Source organism: Prochlorococcus marinus str. MIT 9313 (assembly GCF_000011485.1).
GTDB lineage: Bacteria > Cyanobacteriota > Cyanobacteriia > PCC-6307 > Cyanobiaceae > Prochlorococcus > Prochlorococcus marinus_D.
Genome location: NC_005071.1, coordinates 126,556 through 143,555 on the forward strand (window position 1 = coordinate 126,556; position 17,000 = coordinate 143,555).

At 49.2% G+C, this 17,000-nt stretch carries 15 protein-coding genes; 10 read left to right on the forward strand and 5 right to left on the reverse strand.

Annotated elements, in window-relative coordinates; translation table 11 throughout:
- Positions 1-293 precede the first annotated feature (293 nt).
- From rfbA to AKG35_RS12630, 5 genes are all read left to right on the forward strand, one after another.
- Entirely contained in the window at positions 294-1,220 is a 927-nt protein-coding gene (gene rfbA, locus AKG35_RS00565) for a glucose-1-phosphate thymidylyltransferase RfbA (RefSeq protein WP_011129491.1), read from the forward strand.
- Complete coding sequence (gene rfbC, locus AKG35_RS00570) at positions 1,210-1,827, forward strand: dTDP-4-dehydrorhamnose 3,5-epimerase (RefSeq protein WP_011129492.1); 618 nt, start codon at positions 1,210-1,212, stop codon at positions 1,825-1,827. Before rfbA ends, rfbC begins: the two co-directional genes overlap by 11 nt.
- Entirely contained in the window at positions 1,824-2,729 is a 906-nt protein-coding gene (gene rfbD, locus AKG35_RS00575) for a dTDP-4-dehydrorhamnose reductase (RefSeq protein WP_011129493.1), read from the forward strand. Before rfbC ends, rfbD begins: the two co-directional genes overlap by 4 nt.
- 1,480 nt (positions 2,730-4,209) lie before the next feature.
- Positions 4,210-5,322, forward strand: a complete 1,113-nt coding sequence (gene rfbB, locus AKG35_RS00580; protein ID WP_011129494.1) for a dTDP-glucose 4,6-dehydratase — start codon at positions 4,210-4,212, stop codon at positions 5,320-5,322.
- Between the two features lie 1,165 nt (positions 5,323-6,487).
- Positions 6,488-7,066 (forward strand): hypothetical protein, encoded by a 579-nt coding sequence (locus AKG35_RS12630; RefSeq protein ID WP_157859761.1) that lies wholly within the window; start codon positions 6,488-6,490, stop codon positions 7,064-7,066.
- Between the two features lie 715 nt (positions 7,067-7,781).
- On the opposite strand, the gene cysE is transcribed toward AKG35_RS12630, so the two are convergent.
- The 4 genes from cysE to miaA form a co-directional block, all read right to left on the reverse strand.
- Complete coding sequence (gene cysE, locus AKG35_RS00585) at positions 7,782-8,537, reverse strand: serine O-acetyltransferase (protein ID WP_011129496.1); 756 nt, start codon at positions 8,535-8,537, stop codon at positions 7,782-7,784.
- Positions 8,538-8,751: 214 nt separating this feature from the next.
- Positions 8,752-9,741: a GntR family transcriptional regulator gene (locus tag AKG35_RS00590; RefSeq protein ID WP_011129497.1), complete on the reverse strand. Its 990-nt coding sequence runs from the start codon at positions 9,739-9,741 to the stop codon at positions 8,752-8,754.
- 431 nt (positions 9,742-10,172) lie between these two features.
- The gene (infC, locus tag AKG35_RS00595) at positions 10,173-10,832 is read right to left on the reverse strand and encodes a translation initiation factor IF-3 (RefSeq protein WP_011129498.1); all 660 of its coding nucleotides are present in this window, start codon (positions 10,830-10,832) and stop codon (positions 10,173-10,175) included.
- Between the two features lie 62 nt (positions 10,833-10,894).
- On the reverse strand, positions 10,895-11,794 hold the full coding sequence (gene miaA / locus AKG35_RS00600) for a tRNA (adenosine(37)-N6)-dimethylallyltransferase MiaA (protein WP_011129499.1): 900 nt from the start codon (positions 11,792-11,794) through the stop codon (positions 10,895-10,897).
- A 178-nt stretch (positions 11,795-11,972) separates the two neighbouring features.
- On the opposite strand from miaA, the gene gyrB reads away from it, so the two are divergent.
- The 4 genes from gyrB to AKG35_RS00620 are packed head-to-tail and all read left to right on the forward strand — an operon-like array spanning position 11,973 to position 15,021.
- Positions 11,973-13,940, forward strand: coding sequence for a DNA topoisomerase (ATP-hydrolyzing) subunit B (gyrB, locus tag AKG35_RS00605; RefSeq protein ID WP_011129500.1), 1,968 nt, complete (start codon positions 11,973-11,975; stop codon positions 13,938-13,940).
- Positions 13,940-14,266, forward strand: coding sequence for a hypothetical protein (locus AKG35_RS00610; RefSeq protein WP_011129501.1), 327 nt, complete (start codon positions 13,940-13,942; stop codon positions 14,264-14,266). The genes gyrB and AKG35_RS00610 overlap by 1 nt, the downstream gene beginning before the upstream one ends.
- Position 14,267: 1 nt before the next feature.
- Entirely contained in the window at positions 14,268-14,654 is a 387-nt protein-coding gene (locus AKG35_RS00615) for a fluoride efflux transporter FluC (RefSeq protein WP_197524602.1), read from the forward strand.
- Positions 14,647-15,021 carry a fluoride efflux transporter FluC gene (locus AKG35_RS00620; RefSeq protein ID WP_011129503.1) on the forward strand — a complete coding sequence of 125 codons (375 nt, stop codon included), beginning with the start codon at positions 14,647-14,649 and terminating at the stop codon, positions 15,019-15,021. Before AKG35_RS00615 ends, AKG35_RS00620 begins: the two co-directional genes overlap by 8 nt.
- Here the strand turns inward: AKG35_RS00620 and AKG35_RS00625 are convergent.
- Positions 14,996-15,475: a glutathione peroxidase gene (locus AKG35_RS00625; RefSeq protein WP_041384234.1), complete on the reverse strand. Its 480-nt coding sequence runs from the start codon at positions 15,473-15,475 to the stop codon at positions 14,996-14,998. The two genes, AKG35_RS00620 and AKG35_RS00625, sit on opposite strands and share 26 nt — an antisense overlap.
- A 75-nt stretch (positions 15,476-15,550) precedes the next feature.
- Between AKG35_RS00625 and mgtE the strand changes: the two genes are divergently transcribed.
- Positions 15,551-16,972: a magnesium transporter gene (gene mgtE / locus AKG35_RS00630; protein WP_011129505.1), complete on the forward strand. Its 1,422-nt coding sequence runs from the start codon at positions 15,551-15,553 to the stop codon at positions 16,970-16,972.
- Positions 16,973-17,000 lie beyond the last annotated feature (28 nt).

Here is a 17,000-nt window from a genome sequence, read left to right on the forward strand (position 1 = left end):
TAGCCTAGATGAAGACTCGTGACAGTAAGACCCTTGTTGGGTCATTAACCAGTTAGTGAATGGTTATATGCAGCGGCGTTCAACTGGTCACTGTTAACGACTACCATGCCCGCAGGGATGCGTAATGGATCGGTAGGCGTCCCCCTTTGTTTCTTGAAATGATAACGAATATGCGCAGGAATGTTATTGACTCGATGTTCATGTTCCAGCCTGCCTCTCCGGCGGCTTAGCAGCCACCCAGCGCCTGAAATGGTTTTCATGCGAGGCTTCTTTTAACATCAATTATTTCATTTGTGGCTCGTAAAGGAATCATTCTTGCCGGTGGCAGCGGTACCCGTCTGAATCCGATCACGCAGGCAGTGAGTAAGCAATTGTTGCCTGTTTATGACAAGCCGATGATTTACTACCCGCTAAGCACGCTGATGCTGGCGGGTATCCGTGAGGTGTTGATCATCACGACTCCCCAAGATCAGGCAGCTTTTGACCGCCTTCTAGGCGATGGGTCCCAATGGGGGATGAGCATTCAGTATGCCGTGCAGCCCAGTCCCGATGGGCTTGCCCAGGCTTTTCTCATCGGTGCTGATTTTCTTGATGGGGCACCGGCTGCTCTGGTGCTCGGAGACAACCTGTTTCACGGCCACGAATTGGTCCCCCAGTTGCAGGCCTGCAATCGTCAGGGGTCTGGGGCCACGGTCTTCGTTTATCCGGTGCGTGATCCGGAGCGCTATGGAGTGGCTGAATTTGATGCCAGTGGGAGGGTTCTCAGCTTGGAGGAGAAGCCAACACAGCCGAAGAGCCGCTATGCCGTCACGGGGCTTTATTTCTATGACGCCTCCGTGGTAGCGAAGGCGCATCAGGTTCAGCCTTCGCATCGTGGTGAGCTAGAGATAACCGATGTCAATCGGATGTACCTTGAGGAGGGTCTGCTGCGTGTCCAGCAGATGGGTCGCGGGATGGCTTGGCTCGATACAGGGACCTGTGATTCCCTTCATGATGCTTGCAGCTACATTCGAACCCTTGAGCATCGTCAAGGGTTGAAGGTCGGTTGCCCTGAAGAGGTTGCCTGGCGTCAGGGCTGGATCAATCTTCAAGAGCTGGAACAGCTTTCGATGCCATTGCGCAAAAGCGGCTATGGCCATTACTTAATGCAGCTTGTTGAGGAGTCGGTGTCTGACCATGGCGCTTTGCAACGCACTGTGGAGGTGGCAGATGCAGGTTGAACGGCTGGACTCGAATCGGGGTGACCTAATGGACCTGCCATTACTCCTCACTCCAAGTGTTTTTAATGATGACCGTGGCTTCTTTTTTGAAAGTTGGAATGAACGTAGTTTTCAGCAGGCTCTGATCGAGGGGGGATGGAACGAACAAGCCGCCAGTGCGGTGGTCTTCAGGCAGGACAACCATTCCCGCTCCAGTTTGGGTGTGTTGCGTGGTTTGCATTACCAATTGCAGCCAGAACCCCAAGGGAAATTGGTGCGATGCACCGTCGGCGCAATTTTTGATGTGTCGGTGGATCTCCGCCGCGGTTCCTCCACTTTTGGGCAGTGCGTTGCTGTAGAGCTGACAGCCGAGAATCATAAGCAACTCTGGGTCCCTGTTGGTTTCGCACACGGCTTCCTGACCCTCAGTGATCAGGCTGAAGTGCTTTATAAAGCCAGCGGTTTCTGGAATCGTGACTGTGAACGCAGTCTTCGCTGGGATGATCCTGAGTTGGCGATTGCTTGGCCCTTGGAGCGTCTTGGTGGAGCACAACCGCTTCTTGCTGAGAAAGACGCCAAGGCACCGCTTTTGGCCGCTGCAGATGCGGCTGGGGACCTGTTCGCATGACGATCAAGGTCTTGCTCACCGGTGCTGCCGGTCAGCTTGGTCAGGCCTTGCAAGCGTCCTGTCCGTCGTCTGTTGAGTTGGTCTCCACCAGTCGAATGGGTGATGGTTTGTTGCAGCCCTTGGATTTGGCCGATGCTCAGGCATGTCGGGCAGCAGTGTTCCAGCACCGTCCTGACTGGGTTCTCAATGCAGGGGCTTACACCGCAGTCGATCATGCGGAGCAGGAGCCCGATCTGGCATTAGCTGTTAATGCAAGTGCACCGCGTGCTTTGGCGGAAGGTTTATTGGAGACGGGCGGGCGGATGTTGCAGGTAAGTACGGATTTTGTGTTTAACGGCGCTCAAGGGCACCCTTACCGTCCTAATCAGCCTCGAGATCCTTTGGGGGTCTATGGCGCGACTAAAGCCGCCGGGGAAGAGGCAGTGGAACAAATTCTCGGTGCGCAAGGACGAGCGGTAACTTTGCGCACCAGCTGGGTTTATGGCCCTGTGGGTAGGAATTTTTTGCTCACCATGCTGAGGTTGCATCGCGAACGTGAACAGCTGAATGTGGTTGTCGATCAAGTGGGTTGCCCCACAAGCACAATTACACTAGCCACTGCATGTTGGGCGTTGATGAAAGAACCTCAACAGCCGTATCTTCCGCCAGTATTGCACTGGTGTGATGCTGGAGCGGCATCTTGGTATGACTTCGCAGTGGCTATTGGTGAATTGGGCGTTGCCAAGGGCTTGTTGCAGCGGGCAGCCGTCGTGAACCCGATAATCACGGCGGAATACCCCACGCCCGCCCAGCGTCCCAGCTACTCCCTTCTTGACTGCTCAGAGACTCGTCAACTTCTTGGCTTGCACGCATGCCATTGGCGAGTTGCATTGGAACAGGTGATTGCTGATGTAGAGAGTTAGCCCTAGAGCAGTTCTTGTGTTGGCGGTTTTGTTTGATTTTGCTTGGTAGAAAGAATAATCCCATCAAAACTTAAATCATTGCAAATATATTTAGGCATTGAACTCTTTGGTGTTTACGCTAAATAAGCGAGTAAACACAGGGAATGCATGAGTTACGTCAAACCTGCCTTTTGTTTGTAAGCTTGAAGGGTGAAAATTGGAAAGCAGCTAATTGTAAGCAAGACTATTCGCTGAATATTCTTTGATTGATTGAGCCTAAGGGTCATCGAACCATATAAATTAGTGAAATCTGTATAATAATCGAACAAGAGAGTAGACCTAGTGTAGTCACACTCAAAATCGAGAACTTGCTTTGATGCAGAATTTTGATTGGCGATATTGTTGTATGTCGACAGGCAAAAGTGAGAGAAGTATGGAGATTGACATGATAAAGTTATTCTTGATGCTCCTGTCCATTTATTTATACTTCATCGAAGGAAAAGCTTCGAAGTAGCTTGGGCAAAGAGGGATATCTTTTGTTTGGGAGAGATATCAAATACTCTCCAAATTTATTTAGAGTTAGAGTCCTTAGATTGATTATTATCTGATTTCAGTCGATATCGGTCAACATTACTTTGAACAGAAAGGGTCTCTTCAATTTTTTATTGATTCTCAAAATCCTCTTGCACTACAAAACTGTATGAATTGAACAGCTAATATACTGCAACATTGAGGGCTTTCCCCATTAGTGTGATTCACCTATTTGGTGATCCATGTATTACATTGGAGAGAACTATGCTTTGTCAGTTTTAAGTCGAGCTTGGGAAAGGCCCTATGCGTCAATCGGATAGAACCTCAGCTAAAGCCAGGAGCTGTTTATTTCTTTGTTTGCCCAGATTTTGCATTTGCTTCAATGAATTATGTGCAAAAATTCCTTGAATTGCTCGATCAGCTAAAGCTTTTATTATAAGTGTGCGTCATAATGGTCATTTAAAATAGAGTTTTCAACTAATTGCAGAAATTGTAAGCAATAACGGCTCTGCGGAGCACAACAATAAATGTAATATTTTTTTTCAGCTTCCTTTATGTTAATCGATTTCTCTCCACCCCGTCAAGCTTCTGTGAATTTCGCGAACAGGACAGATCTCATTCTTGACACGAATGGATATTGGCTTGGGCTATTAGCTTGATTTTTGTACTCGTTGACTGAAATATTTTAAACACTTCAAGGTGATGGCTTCTTAAATATTTGATTTCGCAAATATCAGCCATAAGAGGCACTAGATTTATTCGTCAATGCTAGAGATAATACAACTTGCTTTTATTGAGTATATATATGATAGGGCTTGCTGTCCATGCTCTCATTTTTTCTTTTTTTATGTTCAGGAATCCTTGGATTTATAGAAATTGGCAATTTTAATATGGCTTTATGCGATTACAACTTGTCGTGAGCATATCGCTTGTTCGCTGCGGTCTATAGTTGCTTTAATTGGAGATTCTTATGTCTGCTCCGCTTCTGCCGGAAAGAGTACATCGTGTTTTGATTACAGGAGGTGCTGGATTTATAGGTGGGGCTGTTGTTCGTCGCCTTCTTGAGGGAAGCCAGGCGAATGTGTTTAACCTTGATAAACTTGGCTATGCAAGTGACTTAACAAGTATTCGACAGAATGATCGGTATAAACATCTCCACGTTGATCTCGCAGATTCTGCTGCCACTTCTGCTGCTGTAGTAACCGCTGATCCAGATTTGGTGATGCACTTGGCTGCTGAAAGCCACGTAGATCGATCAATTGATGGACCTAAAGCTTTTATCGAAAGCAATGTGAATGGCACTTTCAATCTTCTTCAGGCAGTTCTCTCTCATTGGGAGAAATTGCCCGAGGAAAGGCATCAGCACTTTCGTTTTCATCACATCAGTACCGATGAGGTGTTTGGCTCTCTTGGTCCTATTGGGCGGTTTTCGGAAATTACTCCGTATGACCCTCGTTCGCCTTATTCCGCGAGTAAGGCAGCTAGCGATCATCTGGTATCTGCTTGGCATCACACCTATGGACTTCCTGTGGTACTTACGAATTGTTCCAATAACTACGGTCCCTGGCAATTTCCAGAAAAATTGATTCCTATTGCCATACTCAAGGCCGTGGCGGGTGAGCCTATTCCCTTGTATGGAGATGGCACGAATATAAGGGATTGGTTATATGTCGAAGATCATGTCGAGGCATTACTACTTGCGGCTACTCGAGGTGGGTTAGGTGAGAGTTATTGCGTTGGAGGTGCTGGTGATCATGGTTCTCCTAGCGAGCGTACGAATCGTGATGTTTTGGAGACTATCTGCAACTTGATGGATAGTCTTCGCCCCTACGGTGCACCTCATACGCGTTTGATTACCAGAGTTAGTGACCGTCCTGGCCATGACCGTCGGTATGCTATTGATGCAAAGAAGATTACAAATGATCTGGGTTGGAAACCTCGACATAGTTTTGAGGAGGGCCTAGAAGCAACTGTGGCTTGGTACTTAGACAATCTTGATTGGTGCCAAAAAGTTAGCTCTAAGTCTGACTATCTTGGTCAGAGAATCGGCCTTCCCCGGCTCTCTAATGATGCCAATGCTTAGTAAAAAGAGAACTTCTATTGCTAGTTTCTGCTTATCATACTTCTCAGTTAGTGGTCGATGGTCTCCGGTCATTCTTCTCTCTTTCCTGCCTTTAAATATAGGCTATACTGTTGCAGTAAAAGATTATTCTCATGCTGAGTCTGTTGACCTTTTGGCAGATAAATCAGATTATTTCTGCACTCGATTAGATAGTCTCGGGTATGACCTAGCTGTAAATCACCTACTGAATAAATTGAAGTTTATTTTTTTTATGTAGGAATACTGCATACAGATCTTGGCTGGTATCTGGGAACATTAGAAAAGTTGATCGCTTCGCTTCAAATTCATCCTGAGGCAAGCCTCGCATGCCCTCAGATTTTCGATGAATCTGGCAATCATCATAAACTATGTAAAAATAATTCAACTGTACTTACTTTATTAACTCATCGTTTTCTTTCCGAATAGATTAAGCCTGATTGGTTAAAATGTTGTGATCTTTGGTATGTAATGACTGATATAAATTATCATCAGATGTTTGAGGTGCCTTACCTAAGTGGTTGTTGTATGGTCATAAGTATTGATGCGTTCTAGATGCTTGGAGGATTTGATGAACGCTATTCCATTTATTTGGAAGATGCTGACATTACCCGAAGCCTTGCCCAGTACTGATTGTGCGTTCATTTACCCGTAGAATCCATTATTCATGGGTGGGGTCTGGGTAATTACTCAAGCTTTTATCTGATCTGTGTAAATGTAGTCAGTATATGGAGGTATTTCCAAAAATGAGGATGTTCTCTATGTTAAGAAGCCAGGATATAGAAGTAATTTTATCTACTTATAATGGCGAACAATTTTTGGAGGCTCAGCTCAATTCTATTTACAATCAAACCTTAAGGCCTATACGAGTTTTGTTGCGTGCTGATTACTCAGCAGACTCCACAATTTAACTCATAAATTCATTTCAAGATAAATATGGGAATTGGCTTCAAAGATTTCCATCTGATGAGAATTTAGGATGTGTAGGGAATATCAACAAGCTACTGGAATCGCCTTCTGCTTCTTACATAGCACTTTCTTATCAAGATGATATTTGGTTGCCACATAAGCTTGAAAAAATTTTTTTGCTCAAATCCAATACTTGGAAAATATTTACACTTCTTCAACCCCACTCTTAGTGCATTGTGTCTTGGATGTGGTCGATCAATACAGTGCTCACTTGCAAAGTAGTTTTTTGCAACGTCAGCACCTTAACCCTAAGCGAATTTGCTTTAAAGACCTTGCTTTGACTAATGTTGTTACAGGTTGCCCTTCTCTCTTTAATCGATGCTTGCTGCAAATTGCATTACCAATTCCTTCTACCGCAATGATGCATGATTGGTGGTTAGCCCTAGTAGCAAGTTCCTTTGGTTATATTAGCTTTCTAGATGAATCTCTAGTGCTTTATCGTCAGCATGGCCCTAATTTTATAGGGTCTCAAGGACTTGGTGTTAATTACTGGTTAAATAATGTCTGGAAATTTGCCCATATGAATTCTTCTGAGATACCTCTTTACTCAGTTTTACGCCAGTATCAGACATTTCAAAAATGTTATTCCCTGAATAGTGATACCTTTTTGAATCTTTTGACAATCGAGAGAGCTAAAAGATGTCAGGCTCTACTAAAAGTTCCATTTTCTCGCTGGCCTTGTAAGCATGGCATGCTTCGATCAATTGGTTTATATATACGCCTTTTTACTCTGCCAATTGCAACGTGCGATAACCTTTGAGAATGATAAGCAATCACTGCGTTCCTAAAATTAGCAGATTCAAGCTTTTCGCCTCCCCTCTGATCCGATTCTCTATCTATTGCCTATGTCTCAGGTTATGCTTTTAACATTATTTTTATAGTGGCTATTTTAGGACCTGCTGATTTTAATAAGCCTATATACGCTTGCCATAGAGTAAGATTTTACTGGTTGATGTATGAAATTCTCTATATCCGCAAATGGCAAAATATTATCTCATTTATTATCTGTTTCTTCTTTATTGAGGCCTAGTAGTGAAGCATCAAGGTAAACGCTATCTCAGCCTCTAAATTCAGAATTGAATCCGCTGCCTAGCCTTGTGCAAGTAGCGCAGCATTATTTCCATTTCCTCATTAGGAGGAAGCGTCCCGCAGATTAATTGTAATTAAGTGCTTTTCCCTTCTCCAGTCCTTACTAAAATCCCAAGATTTTCTCCTTTGGAACATCAAATGAAATATTTTGGAGGGCCAGGTCTCTCGAAAATAATTTCTTACCCCTCTAAGATGTCTATTTCAGCCTGTCTTTGGAGTGCTATATATTATTTCTTATGTGTTACCTAGGTCTAGGCAAGTTAGAACTGTGTTTTTAGCTTCCCTTATCTACTTCGTTGAGAATTTTCATTTTGAATAGTGATTGCCAATGTTTTTGATTATATGTTAGCCACTCCACTCGCATGCCTCGCCTCTGCTAAAATATTTTATATTTTTTTGTCCCCTATATATTCTATAATCTCCTTATCCTTGAGATTCTGCGATTCGCCAAATAGCTCTTCATTGTAAGAGTTTCCGTCTTTTATTGCTTGCATTTTTCTGCGCATTGTTTCCATATTGGCTTCTAGCAGATCAATCCTTCCCATGAGATTTCTTATCACATTGGCTTCTGCATCTGGTAGAGCTGAATGTGCAAGAGGCTCTATTCGCGCGCCACTCTGATGTATTACTCGACCTGGAATGCCCACAACCGTGGAGTTGGCTTCCACGTCACTTACCACAACTGATCCCGCACCAATCCGAGTGTTGCTGCCTATGTGAAGTGCTCCAAGTACTTTGGCTCCGGCCCCTACTACTACGTTGCTTGCCAGCGTGGGGTGGCGCTTGCCGTGATCTTTGCCTGTGCCACCCAGAGTTACCCCCTGATAAAGCAGGCAACGATCACCTACCTCCGCTGTTTCGCCGATCACCACGCCCATTCCGTGGTCAATGAAAACACCATTGCCAATTTTCGCTCCTGGGTGGATCTCCACTCCAGTAAGACTTCTGCTGAAGTGGCTGATGAGGCGAGCTAGCAATTTCATTGGGATCAGCGGCAATCTGGTCGACCAGATTCGATGGCTGAGCCGATGCATCATCAGCGCGTGAACCCCTGGATAGCAAAGCAGGATCTCAACGAGGCCTCTGGCCGCTGGATCACGCTCACGGATGATCGCAAAGTCTGCGCGGAGATTATTCAGCATCGATTCAAACTGCTAACACCTCGATTGTGTTTTTGGTCGGCCGACCCTGTCAACAGCCTGCTGAATGGCTTCATGAGATTCCCTGCCCAATCTAGTTGCAGGCAGTACAGCCTTGGAAGCGGCTTAAAATCGATAAAAGTGGTTGAATGAGATAAGTTCTTTTTCTGTTCAAAGCAATTGCTTCAGATCTAACTGTTGATTGTTTTGCTCTTAATCAAGTAGCCAATAGGCCAATTTCCTTGCGTAACTGATCAATCGTATCAGTGCTGAGATAGCTGTCGGCGCAGTGAAGTTGGGGCATTCGTATCAATTGGGAACGGTTTTGGCGCAGGCTTTGCTCGACGAGGGGCAGGCTGGGGCGATCGCAGAGCACGTGGCTGGCAGCTCGTAGCAGGGCTAGTAGGCGGCTGCCTACATCCGGTGTAGCTGTCATGAGCAGGAGTTCATTGCCGCGCATGCTGTGCAGGATCACTTCGGCAGCTCTTAGGATCCCTGGGCTAATGCTTACCAGCCCCACGCAGCTGCCGGGTCGCAACTCCTTCAGCATGGCGAGCTCTTGGCGGAAGTCATTTAGATCTACTGCGACTGCCCGAACACCGTGGCGTTTGGCTAGCTCTTCTAGCGGTTGCAGAAAATAGCGGCTGGTCACCACGGTGCCGTTGCTTGAGCTTTCAAGAATGCTTTCCAGCTCCTCCATCGGTACCACCTCAACTGGAACATCAAGGTGGGGTTCCAGCTCTTCTGCAATGAGCATGGAGGCGCCAATATCCTCTCTCGGAGTGCTTACCAACACTCTTGCCCCGCAGCGAAGTCGCCAGTCAATTTCTCGAGTTAGCATCTCTCTCGTCTGCTGCAGAGTGCAACCAGCATTGAGCAGACCATCGACGCACTTGCGCACTTCCTGGTCAAGGTCAGGGGTGCCCCGATTGCGAAAATGGGGAGGGGTTTTGATTTCACGCGGCTTTTGCTGGTCGCGCACGTAGATACCGGAACCAGCCATGGCTTCGACGACCCCATCTGTTTCAAGCTGTCGATAGACCTTGCTGATCGTGTTGCGATGAAGGCCAGTTTGCATGGCTAACTGGCGAGTGCTGGGCAGTCTGTGGCCAGGTGGGTAATGACGTGCGGCGATTGCGAAACAAATCTGGTTGTAAAGCTGGGTCGAAGCTGGAATGTCGCTTTCCTGCTGAATATGGAATCGCACGCCGGTAGGCCAGGTCGCAATGCGGCCACCTTAAAGAGCAGGAGGCCTTCGTGACAATCGCGCGTGTGTCCTGTGATGCTGTGACAGTTCGCTGTGGCCCTGGAATGGCTCAGCTGGACAGTGGTTTCTTGTTGGGCTCATTTAGAGAATTTGCATACTGCCCGCCTTCCTGCTGCTCTCAGGTCGAATATTTTGAATGGCTGCAGCGATAGTGGCAATATCTCTTTGGTCCAGTCAAATCTCTGCCTGGGGAGATGTGTAGGCGGGCTGTCCAGGCTTGTACTGGAAACAGCAGGTTTTTGAAAAAGCGTTGTCGCTAAGGGAATTCAGAGGGGTCGACCCTTCTGAATTGATCGACCAGAACACACTTAGGGGTTCAGCAGGTTGCTCTCAAGGGCTAGCAGGTGCTTGATTTCTCTGAAGTTAGGGATTTATTGATCCTTGTTGAGCTGTGTTTTGGCAGCAGCAGTGGCTCGAGGTGGGGCTGTGATGGTGCGAACCGCACGCGTAGGAATTTGGTTTTCCTTATCTGTTTTGATCAGCGGTGTTTTGCGCGGTGTAAGGAACATGATCATGTTCCGACCTTCACGCTTAGGAGCTTGCTGAATTTCAGCCTGTTCTTCCAGGTCTTTTGCCATACGTCGTAGCAGCGTTTCAGCCAGGGCAGTGTGCTGAATTTCCCGACCCCGGAAGATAACGGTGCATTTGACTTTGTCACCAGCCTTGAGGAATCGCACGGCTTGGCCGATGCGCACGTTGTAGTCGTGCTGATCGATTTTGTAGCGCATTTTTACTTCTTTGACTTCGGTCTGATGCGACTTCTTTTTGGCTTCCTTGGCTTTCTTCTCCTGCTCAAACTTGAATTTGCCGTAATCCATGATTCGGCAAACGGGTGGATCCGCTTTCTCGCTGACAAGGACCAGATCGAGTTCCCTATCTTTTGCTACATCAAGGGCTTCTTCCCTGTTGATCACCCCGAGCTGAGTTCCGTCTGCGTCAACGACCCGCAACTTGGGATAATTGATGCGGTCATTAATGTTGGGGAGCTCCCTGACGGGTGCGCGACGGTCAAAACGAGGACGTGGTGGCATTCAGTGAGATAAGGGAATAGAGCAGACGACAAGGAGACCAGAAGGTTTTATGTCTGCACCCTTCACCTTAGACCCGCTTGAATCAGTGATAGCGCTTCGCTCAGCGGTTCCTCACCTTTGAGCCAATAGGGGTGATGTTGTCTGCGGAACCATGTGCGCTGACGCTTGGCGAACTGTTGAGTACGACGTGTGGTCAGGGCGATGGCCTGTTCACGGTTGAGGAGGCCTTGAATCACCTTTAGTGCTTCCCCATAGCCAATCGTTTGCAGCAAGGGCAGATCGGTGTCGTAGCAATGACTCAAGTGTTCGGTTTCTTCGATGAGACCATTGGCATAGAGCTGTGTTGTGCGATGGCCAATGCGTTCGCGGAGGTTGTGTGGGTCGAGGCCTAGTTCCAGCACGCGCCAAGGGGGTGGGCTTGAGCCTTGTTGAGTGGTGATCGGTTTGCCAGTGGCATAAACCACTTCCAGACCCCTTTGAGTGCGCATGGCATCAGCAGGGGAAATTCGGTTGGCAGCGGTGGGATCGGCGGCTTGAAGTAGGTGGTGGCAGGTGCGTTGGCCTAGCTCGCCTAACTGCTTGCGGAGTTCTGGCTGGGGTGGCACTGCGGGTGGGCGCAGCCCACAAGTGAGAGCTTTGAGATAAAGACCACTGCCGCCAACTAGAAATGGCATGTTTTGTTCCCTTAGCTTTTGCGCAAGGATCAGTTGCGCGGCTGCCTGAAATTCCTGCAGGGTGATTGGTTGATCTGGGCGACGAAGATCAATCAGGTGATGCTGCACACGCCGCTGCTGTTCTTTGGTTGGCTTGGCGGTGCCAACGTCCATGCCGATGTAGAGCTGGCGGGAATCCACATTGAGCACGCTCAGCTTCAGCTGTTCTGCCAGCTGTAAGGCCAGGCATGTTTTGCCGCTTGCTGTGGGCCCTAGCAGCGCAATCAGAAGCGGCTTAGAGGCGGGCATGAGCAGCTGTGATGGGTGTCATGTCAGCAACGTTTAGGTCCGTCCCTTTTGAGCAATGACGCTTCAGTGACCGTTGTAAGCGCCAGTGGTGAGCCAGTGGTAAAATGAGCTTGCCAGGTCGAGGTTTCTCGCCGATGAGGCCTCTTAGAACAACCCTTCCTGGCTGCGGATTTATTGAATGAGCGAAGACTCCAAAGTCCAGGCTGCCTATGGCGCCGAACAAATTCAGGTGCTGGAAGGGCTAGAGCCCGTTAGGAAGCGTCCGGGGATGTACATCGGCTCCACTGGGCCAAGGGGGTTGCATCATCTTGTCTTTGAGGTTGTCGATAACTCTGTTGATGAGGCCTTGGCCGGGCACTGTGATGAGATTCTCGTGGTGCTTGGACCAGATGGTTCCGCATCAATATCTGACAACGGCCGTGGCATTCCCACCGACGTTCATTCCCGGACAGGCAAGAGTGCCTTGGAAACGGTGCTCACCGTGCTTCATGCTGGCGGCAAGTTCGGCAGTGGCGGTTACAAGGTCTCTGGCGGCTTGCACGGAGTTGGGGTATCTGTCGTCAATGCCCTGAGTGAATGGGTGGAAGTGACGGTGCGACGTCAAGGACAGGTGCACCGTCAGCGCTTTGAACGTGGGACCGCGATCGGTAGTCTTCGTTCCGAAGCCCAGCCTGCTTCAGAGAAGGGGCGCACTGGCACGAGCGTTTGTTTTAAGCCGGACGAAGAGATATTTACTGTTGGCATTGTTTTCGATTACGCCACCCTGTCTACTCGTTTGCGTGAACTGGCTTATCTCAATGGTGGGGTGCGGATTGTTTTCCGCGATGAGCGTCAGCCTGTTTTAGATGCTGAAGGGGCTCCTCATGAGGAGGTCTATTTTTATGAGGGCGGTATCAAAGAATATGTCACCTATATGAACGCGGAAAAGGACGCTCTTCATCCCGAAATTATTTATGTGAATTCCGAAAAGGATAATGTGCAGGTTGAAGCAGCACTGCAATGGTGTGTTGATGCTTATTCAGACAGCATTCTCGGATTTGCCAATAATATTCGCACTGTAGATGGGGGTACTCATATTGAGGGGTTGAAGACAGTTCTTACCCGTACTCTCAATACGTTTGCCCGTAAGCGTGGCAAACGCAAGGAAGCCGATTCTAATCTGGCTGGAGAAAATATTCGTGAAGGACTTACGGCTGTTCTTTCTGTAAAGGTCCCAGATCCAGAATTCGAAGGGCAGACAAAAACCAAGTTGGGTAATACCGAAGTCCGCGGCATTGTCGACAGCTTGGTTGGTGAAGCATTGAGTCAGTACTTGGAATTTAATCCTGCGGTGATTGATCTTATTCTTGAGAAGGCCATCCAGGCATTCAATGCAGCTGAAGCTGCACGTCGTGCTCGAGAATTAGTGCGCCGCAAAAGCGTACTTGAGAGTTCTACGTTGCCAGGAAAACTGGCTGATTGCAGTTCTAGGGACCCCTCGGAATCAGAGATTTACATCGTGGAGGGAGACTCTGCTGGTGGCTCTGCAAAGCAGGGCCGAGATCGTCGCTTTCAAGCAATTCTTCCCTTGCGCGGTAAGATCCTAAATATTGAGAAAACAGATGATGCTAAAATATATAAAAATACGGAGATCCAGGCGCTGATAACTGCGCTTGGATTAGGTATCAAGGGAGAAGAATTTGATTCAAAAAATCTTAGATATCACCGTGTGGTGATCATGACTGATGCTGATGTTGATGGTGCTCATATTCGTACGCTGATACTTACATTTTTCTACCGCTACCAGAAAGAATTAGTTGAAGGTGGTTATATCTATATTGCATGCCCTCCTCTTTATAAGGTTGAGCGAGGTAAGAACCATACCTATTGCTACAACGAGGTTGATTTACAGACGACACTCTCAGGCTTCCCCGAGAAGGCCAACTACACCATTCAGCGCTTTAAGGGTCTCGGCGAAATGATGCCAAAGCAGTTGTGGGAGACCACCATGGACCCTTCTGCCCGGATGATGAAGCGGGTGGAGGTTCAGGATGCATTAGAGGCTGATCGTATCTTCACAATTTTGATGGGTGACAAGGTTGCTCCCCGCCGGGAGTTCATTGAAACGCACAGCGCTGAGCTCGATATGGCAGCTTTAGATATCTGATGGGTGTTGTGCTCCGTTGGGGGTGGGTCTTAGGGGTGGCCTTGCTAGCTCCTGCAGCCTTGCCGGCTGGTGGGGGTGAGCGTCGGCAGCCAGAAATTCGTCGTTCTGATAGCTCAGGACCTTTGTTTGCTGGGACAAGCTGTGAATTGCGAGTTAGCCCTTTGGCTGTGGCTCCCAGCTTGCGAAGATTGGCTGTTGGCACCCCCTTGAATGTGCTCCGTCGCTGGCATGGTGAAGATGGTAAGGACTGGCTGCAAGTACAGATCGCCTCGGGTAGCGGGGAGTGCTTGGCCGGGGTTGTGAGGCGTGGCTGGCTCAATGTCTGATCTGGCGTTGCCAGCATGGCAGGCTTCACTGGTAGCCATAGGCGCTGTGCCAGGAGCTTGGTTGCGCCTCAGAGTGGTGAACCACCTTGAGCCGATGGTGCCGAGGAAGCACTGGGGCACTTTTGCGGTGAACATGGTTGCTGCTTTCGCTCTTGGCTTGGTCTTGGCCTTGCAGGCCAAATGTGCACCAGAAAGTGGAGCATCGCCTTTGATCTTGTTGATTGGTGTGGGCTTCTTCGGCTCTCTCAGCACCTTTTCGACTTTTGCGGTAGAGGTGCTCAATACCTTGCGAGAGCATCGCTGGAGTGAGGCCCTAGTGCTTGCTGTGGGCTCGATCTTGGGAGGTCTCTTGGCTGTAGCTGCAGGGGTTGGGCTGGCTAATGGCTAATCCGACGCAACCCTTGCCCAATCAATGGAATGAGATGTGGCTGGTGGCTTTTGGGGCTGTGCCTGGGGCTTTAGTTCGCTGGCAGGTTCAGAACGACTTGCTGGTGAATGTGATTGGAGCTGCCATTTTGGGGTTGGTGGTTGGTTTGCCGTTCCGTCCAAGCCGTCAGTTGTTGCTGGGGGTGGGTTTCTGTGGTTCTCTCACCACTTTCAGCAGCTGGATGGTGGAATGCAGCACCCTGATCTCTCAGGGGGCTTGGTTGTCAGCGCTGGGATTGATTGGTTTAACCATGGGCTTAGGTCTTGGTGTTGCAGCCCTTGGTTTTTTGATTGGTTGGCAGTTCAGGCCATCAGGGCTTGGTCGATAGCTGCCTTGAGCTCAGTGCTTTCAGGTTCCACGCCGCTCTTGAAACGTTTGAGCACGGTGCCGTCCTTACCCACAAGAAACTTTTCGAAGTTCCAGGCCACATCTCCTGCTGGTTCAGTTTGATTGAGGGTGGTGTAGGGCTCGGTGGTTTTGCCCATGGCGTGCACCTTGTCAAACAATTCGAAGCTGGCGCCGTAGGTGGTGGAACAGAAGCTCTTGATCTCCTCGAGGGTGCCGGGCTCCTGGGCGCCAAAGTCGTTGCAAGGAAAGCCCAGCACCTTTAGTCCCTGAGGGCCGTATGTGTTTTGCAGCGCCTGCAGGCCTTTGTATTGCTTGGTAAATCCACATCGGCTGGCCACATTCACGATTAACAGCACCGTGCCGCTGTATTCGCTGAGGGACTTCTCAGCACCCTCTGGAGTGCGAACCACAATCTGGCTGATGTTGATGGCCATGGACATTTGGTTTTGTCTTCAAGACCCTAGCGAGGACCATTCGCCATACAGTGTGCTCGCCTTGACGGTTGGCCGATGAACGAGGCAACGGGGGCAACCAGTCCGGAGGCGGCCGTCGTCAGCGGCTCTGACCTGGTGGACTTGGTGGCCCAGCAGCTGCAAGCGCTGTTGTCAGCAGGCAATTATGACGCCGTGAAGATGCTGCTTCATCCGGTGCAACCGGTTGACATCGCTGAAGCCATTGGCATTTTGCCTCGCACCCTGCAGGCTCTGGCCTTCCGCTTGCTCAGCAAGGACGAGGCCATTGAGGTTTACGAATACCTAGAGCCTGCTGTTCAGCAGAGTCTGCTGGAACGCCTTCGCTCTGGTGAGGTGCTCGAGTTGGTGGAGGAGATGTCCCCCGATGACCGGGTGCGATTGTTTGATGAGCTGCCTGCCAAGGTGGTGCGACGATTGCTGGCAGAACTGAGTCCAGCAGAGCGACGGGTCACTGCTCAGTTGCTTGGTTACGAGCCTGAAACCGCTGGTCGTTTGATGACGACCGAGTTTATTGACCTCAAGGAATTTCACAGTGCAGCTCAGGCTCTCACGATTGTGAGGCGTCGAGCTCCTGACACGGAGACGATTTATAGCCTCTATGTGACTGATGGCGAGCGCCACCTGACCGGGATCCTTTCATTGCGAGATCTCGTGACTGCTGAGCCGGAGGCACGCATCGGGGATGTGATGACCCGCGATGTGGTGAATGTGCGCACCGACACAGATCAAGAGGAGGTGGCCCGAGCGATTCAGAGATACGATTTTTTGGCTGTCCCAGTTGTGGATCGAGAACAGCGATTGGTAGGGATCGTCACCGTCGATGACGTGATTGACGTGATTGAACAGGAGGCTACACGCGATCTTTATGCCGCTGGAGCTGTGCAGGCGGGGGATGAAGACGACTATTTCCAGAGCAATTTGTTGGTTGTTGCGCGTCGTCGAGTGGTTTGGCTGGCTGTATTGGTGGTAGCGAATGGCTTTACTAGTCAAGTGATTGCCATGAACGACGATGTGCTGAAGCATGTTGTGCTGTTGGCGGCGTTCATCCCGTTGTTGATCGGTACGGGCGGCAACGTTGGCGCTCAGAGTTCCACTGTGGTGATTCGAGGTCTTAGTACTCAGCGCATCCAGGCTCTTGGTCGCATGAAGGCGGTGTTGCGTGAGGCCATGGCGGGCGGGATTTTGGGTTTGTTGATGTTGCTTGTGGTTGTTCCCTTTGCTTGGTGGCGGGGTGAAAGTCTTCTTGTGGGTGCAGCAGTAGGGATCAGCCTGATGGCGATCACTACTCTGGCTGCTACGGCTGGAGCTGCTTTGCCTTTGTTGTTCGATCGAATGGGTTTGGATCCCGCCCTGATGTCGGCTCCCTTTATTACGACAGCAACTGATGTGGCTGGGGTCTTTATCTATTTGCGGACAGCGGCTTGGCTGCTTCAGCAAACAAATGGCATAGCGTTCTAGGTAGTTCTACCTATGCATTCTGCTGAGG

Bases quoted from the DNA above. Each gene is read 5' to 3' on its own strand.
- rfbC (WP_011129492.1), top strand. From the start codon at position 1,210: ATGCAGGTTGAACGGCTGGACTCGAATCGGGGTGACCTAATGGACCTG.
- rfbD (WP_011129493.1), top strand. From the start codon at position 1,824: ATGACGATCAAGGTCTTGCTCACCGGTGCTGCCGGTCAGCTTGGTCAG.
- rfbB (WP_011129494.1), top strand. From the start codon at position 4,210: ATGTCTGCTCCGCTTCTGCCGGAAAGAGTACATCGTGTTTTGATTACA.
- cysE (WP_011129496.1), bottom strand. From the start codon at position 8,537: ATGCTGAATAATCTCCGCGCAGACTTTGCGATCATCCGTGAGCGTGAT.
- infC (WP_011129498.1), bottom strand. From the start codon at position 10,832: ATGCCACCACGTCCTCGTTTTGACCGTCGCGCACCCGTCAGGGAGCTC.
- miaA (WP_011129499.1), bottom strand. From the start codon at position 11,794: ATGCCCGCCTCTAAGCCGCTTCTGATTGCGCTGCTAGGGCCCACAGCA.
- gyrB (WP_011129500.1), top strand. From the start codon at position 11,973: ATGAGCGAAGACTCCAAAGTCCAGGCTGCCTATGGCGCCGAACAAATT.
- AKG35_RS00610 (WP_011129501.1), top strand. From the start codon at position 13,940: ATGGGTGTTGTGCTCCGTTGGGGGTGGGTCTTAGGGGTGGCCTTGCTA.
- AKG35_RS00620 (WP_011129503.1), top strand. From the start codon at position 14,647: ATGGCTAATCCGACGCAACCCTTGCCCAATCAATGGAATGAGATGTGG.
- AKG35_RS00625 (WP_041384234.1), bottom strand. From the start codon at position 15,475: ATGGCCATCAACATCAGCCAGATTGTGGTTCGCACTCCAGAGGGTGCT.
- mgtE (WP_011129505.1), top strand. From the start codon at position 15,551: ATGAACGAGGCAACGGGGGCAACCAGTCCGGAGGCGGCCGTCGTCAGC.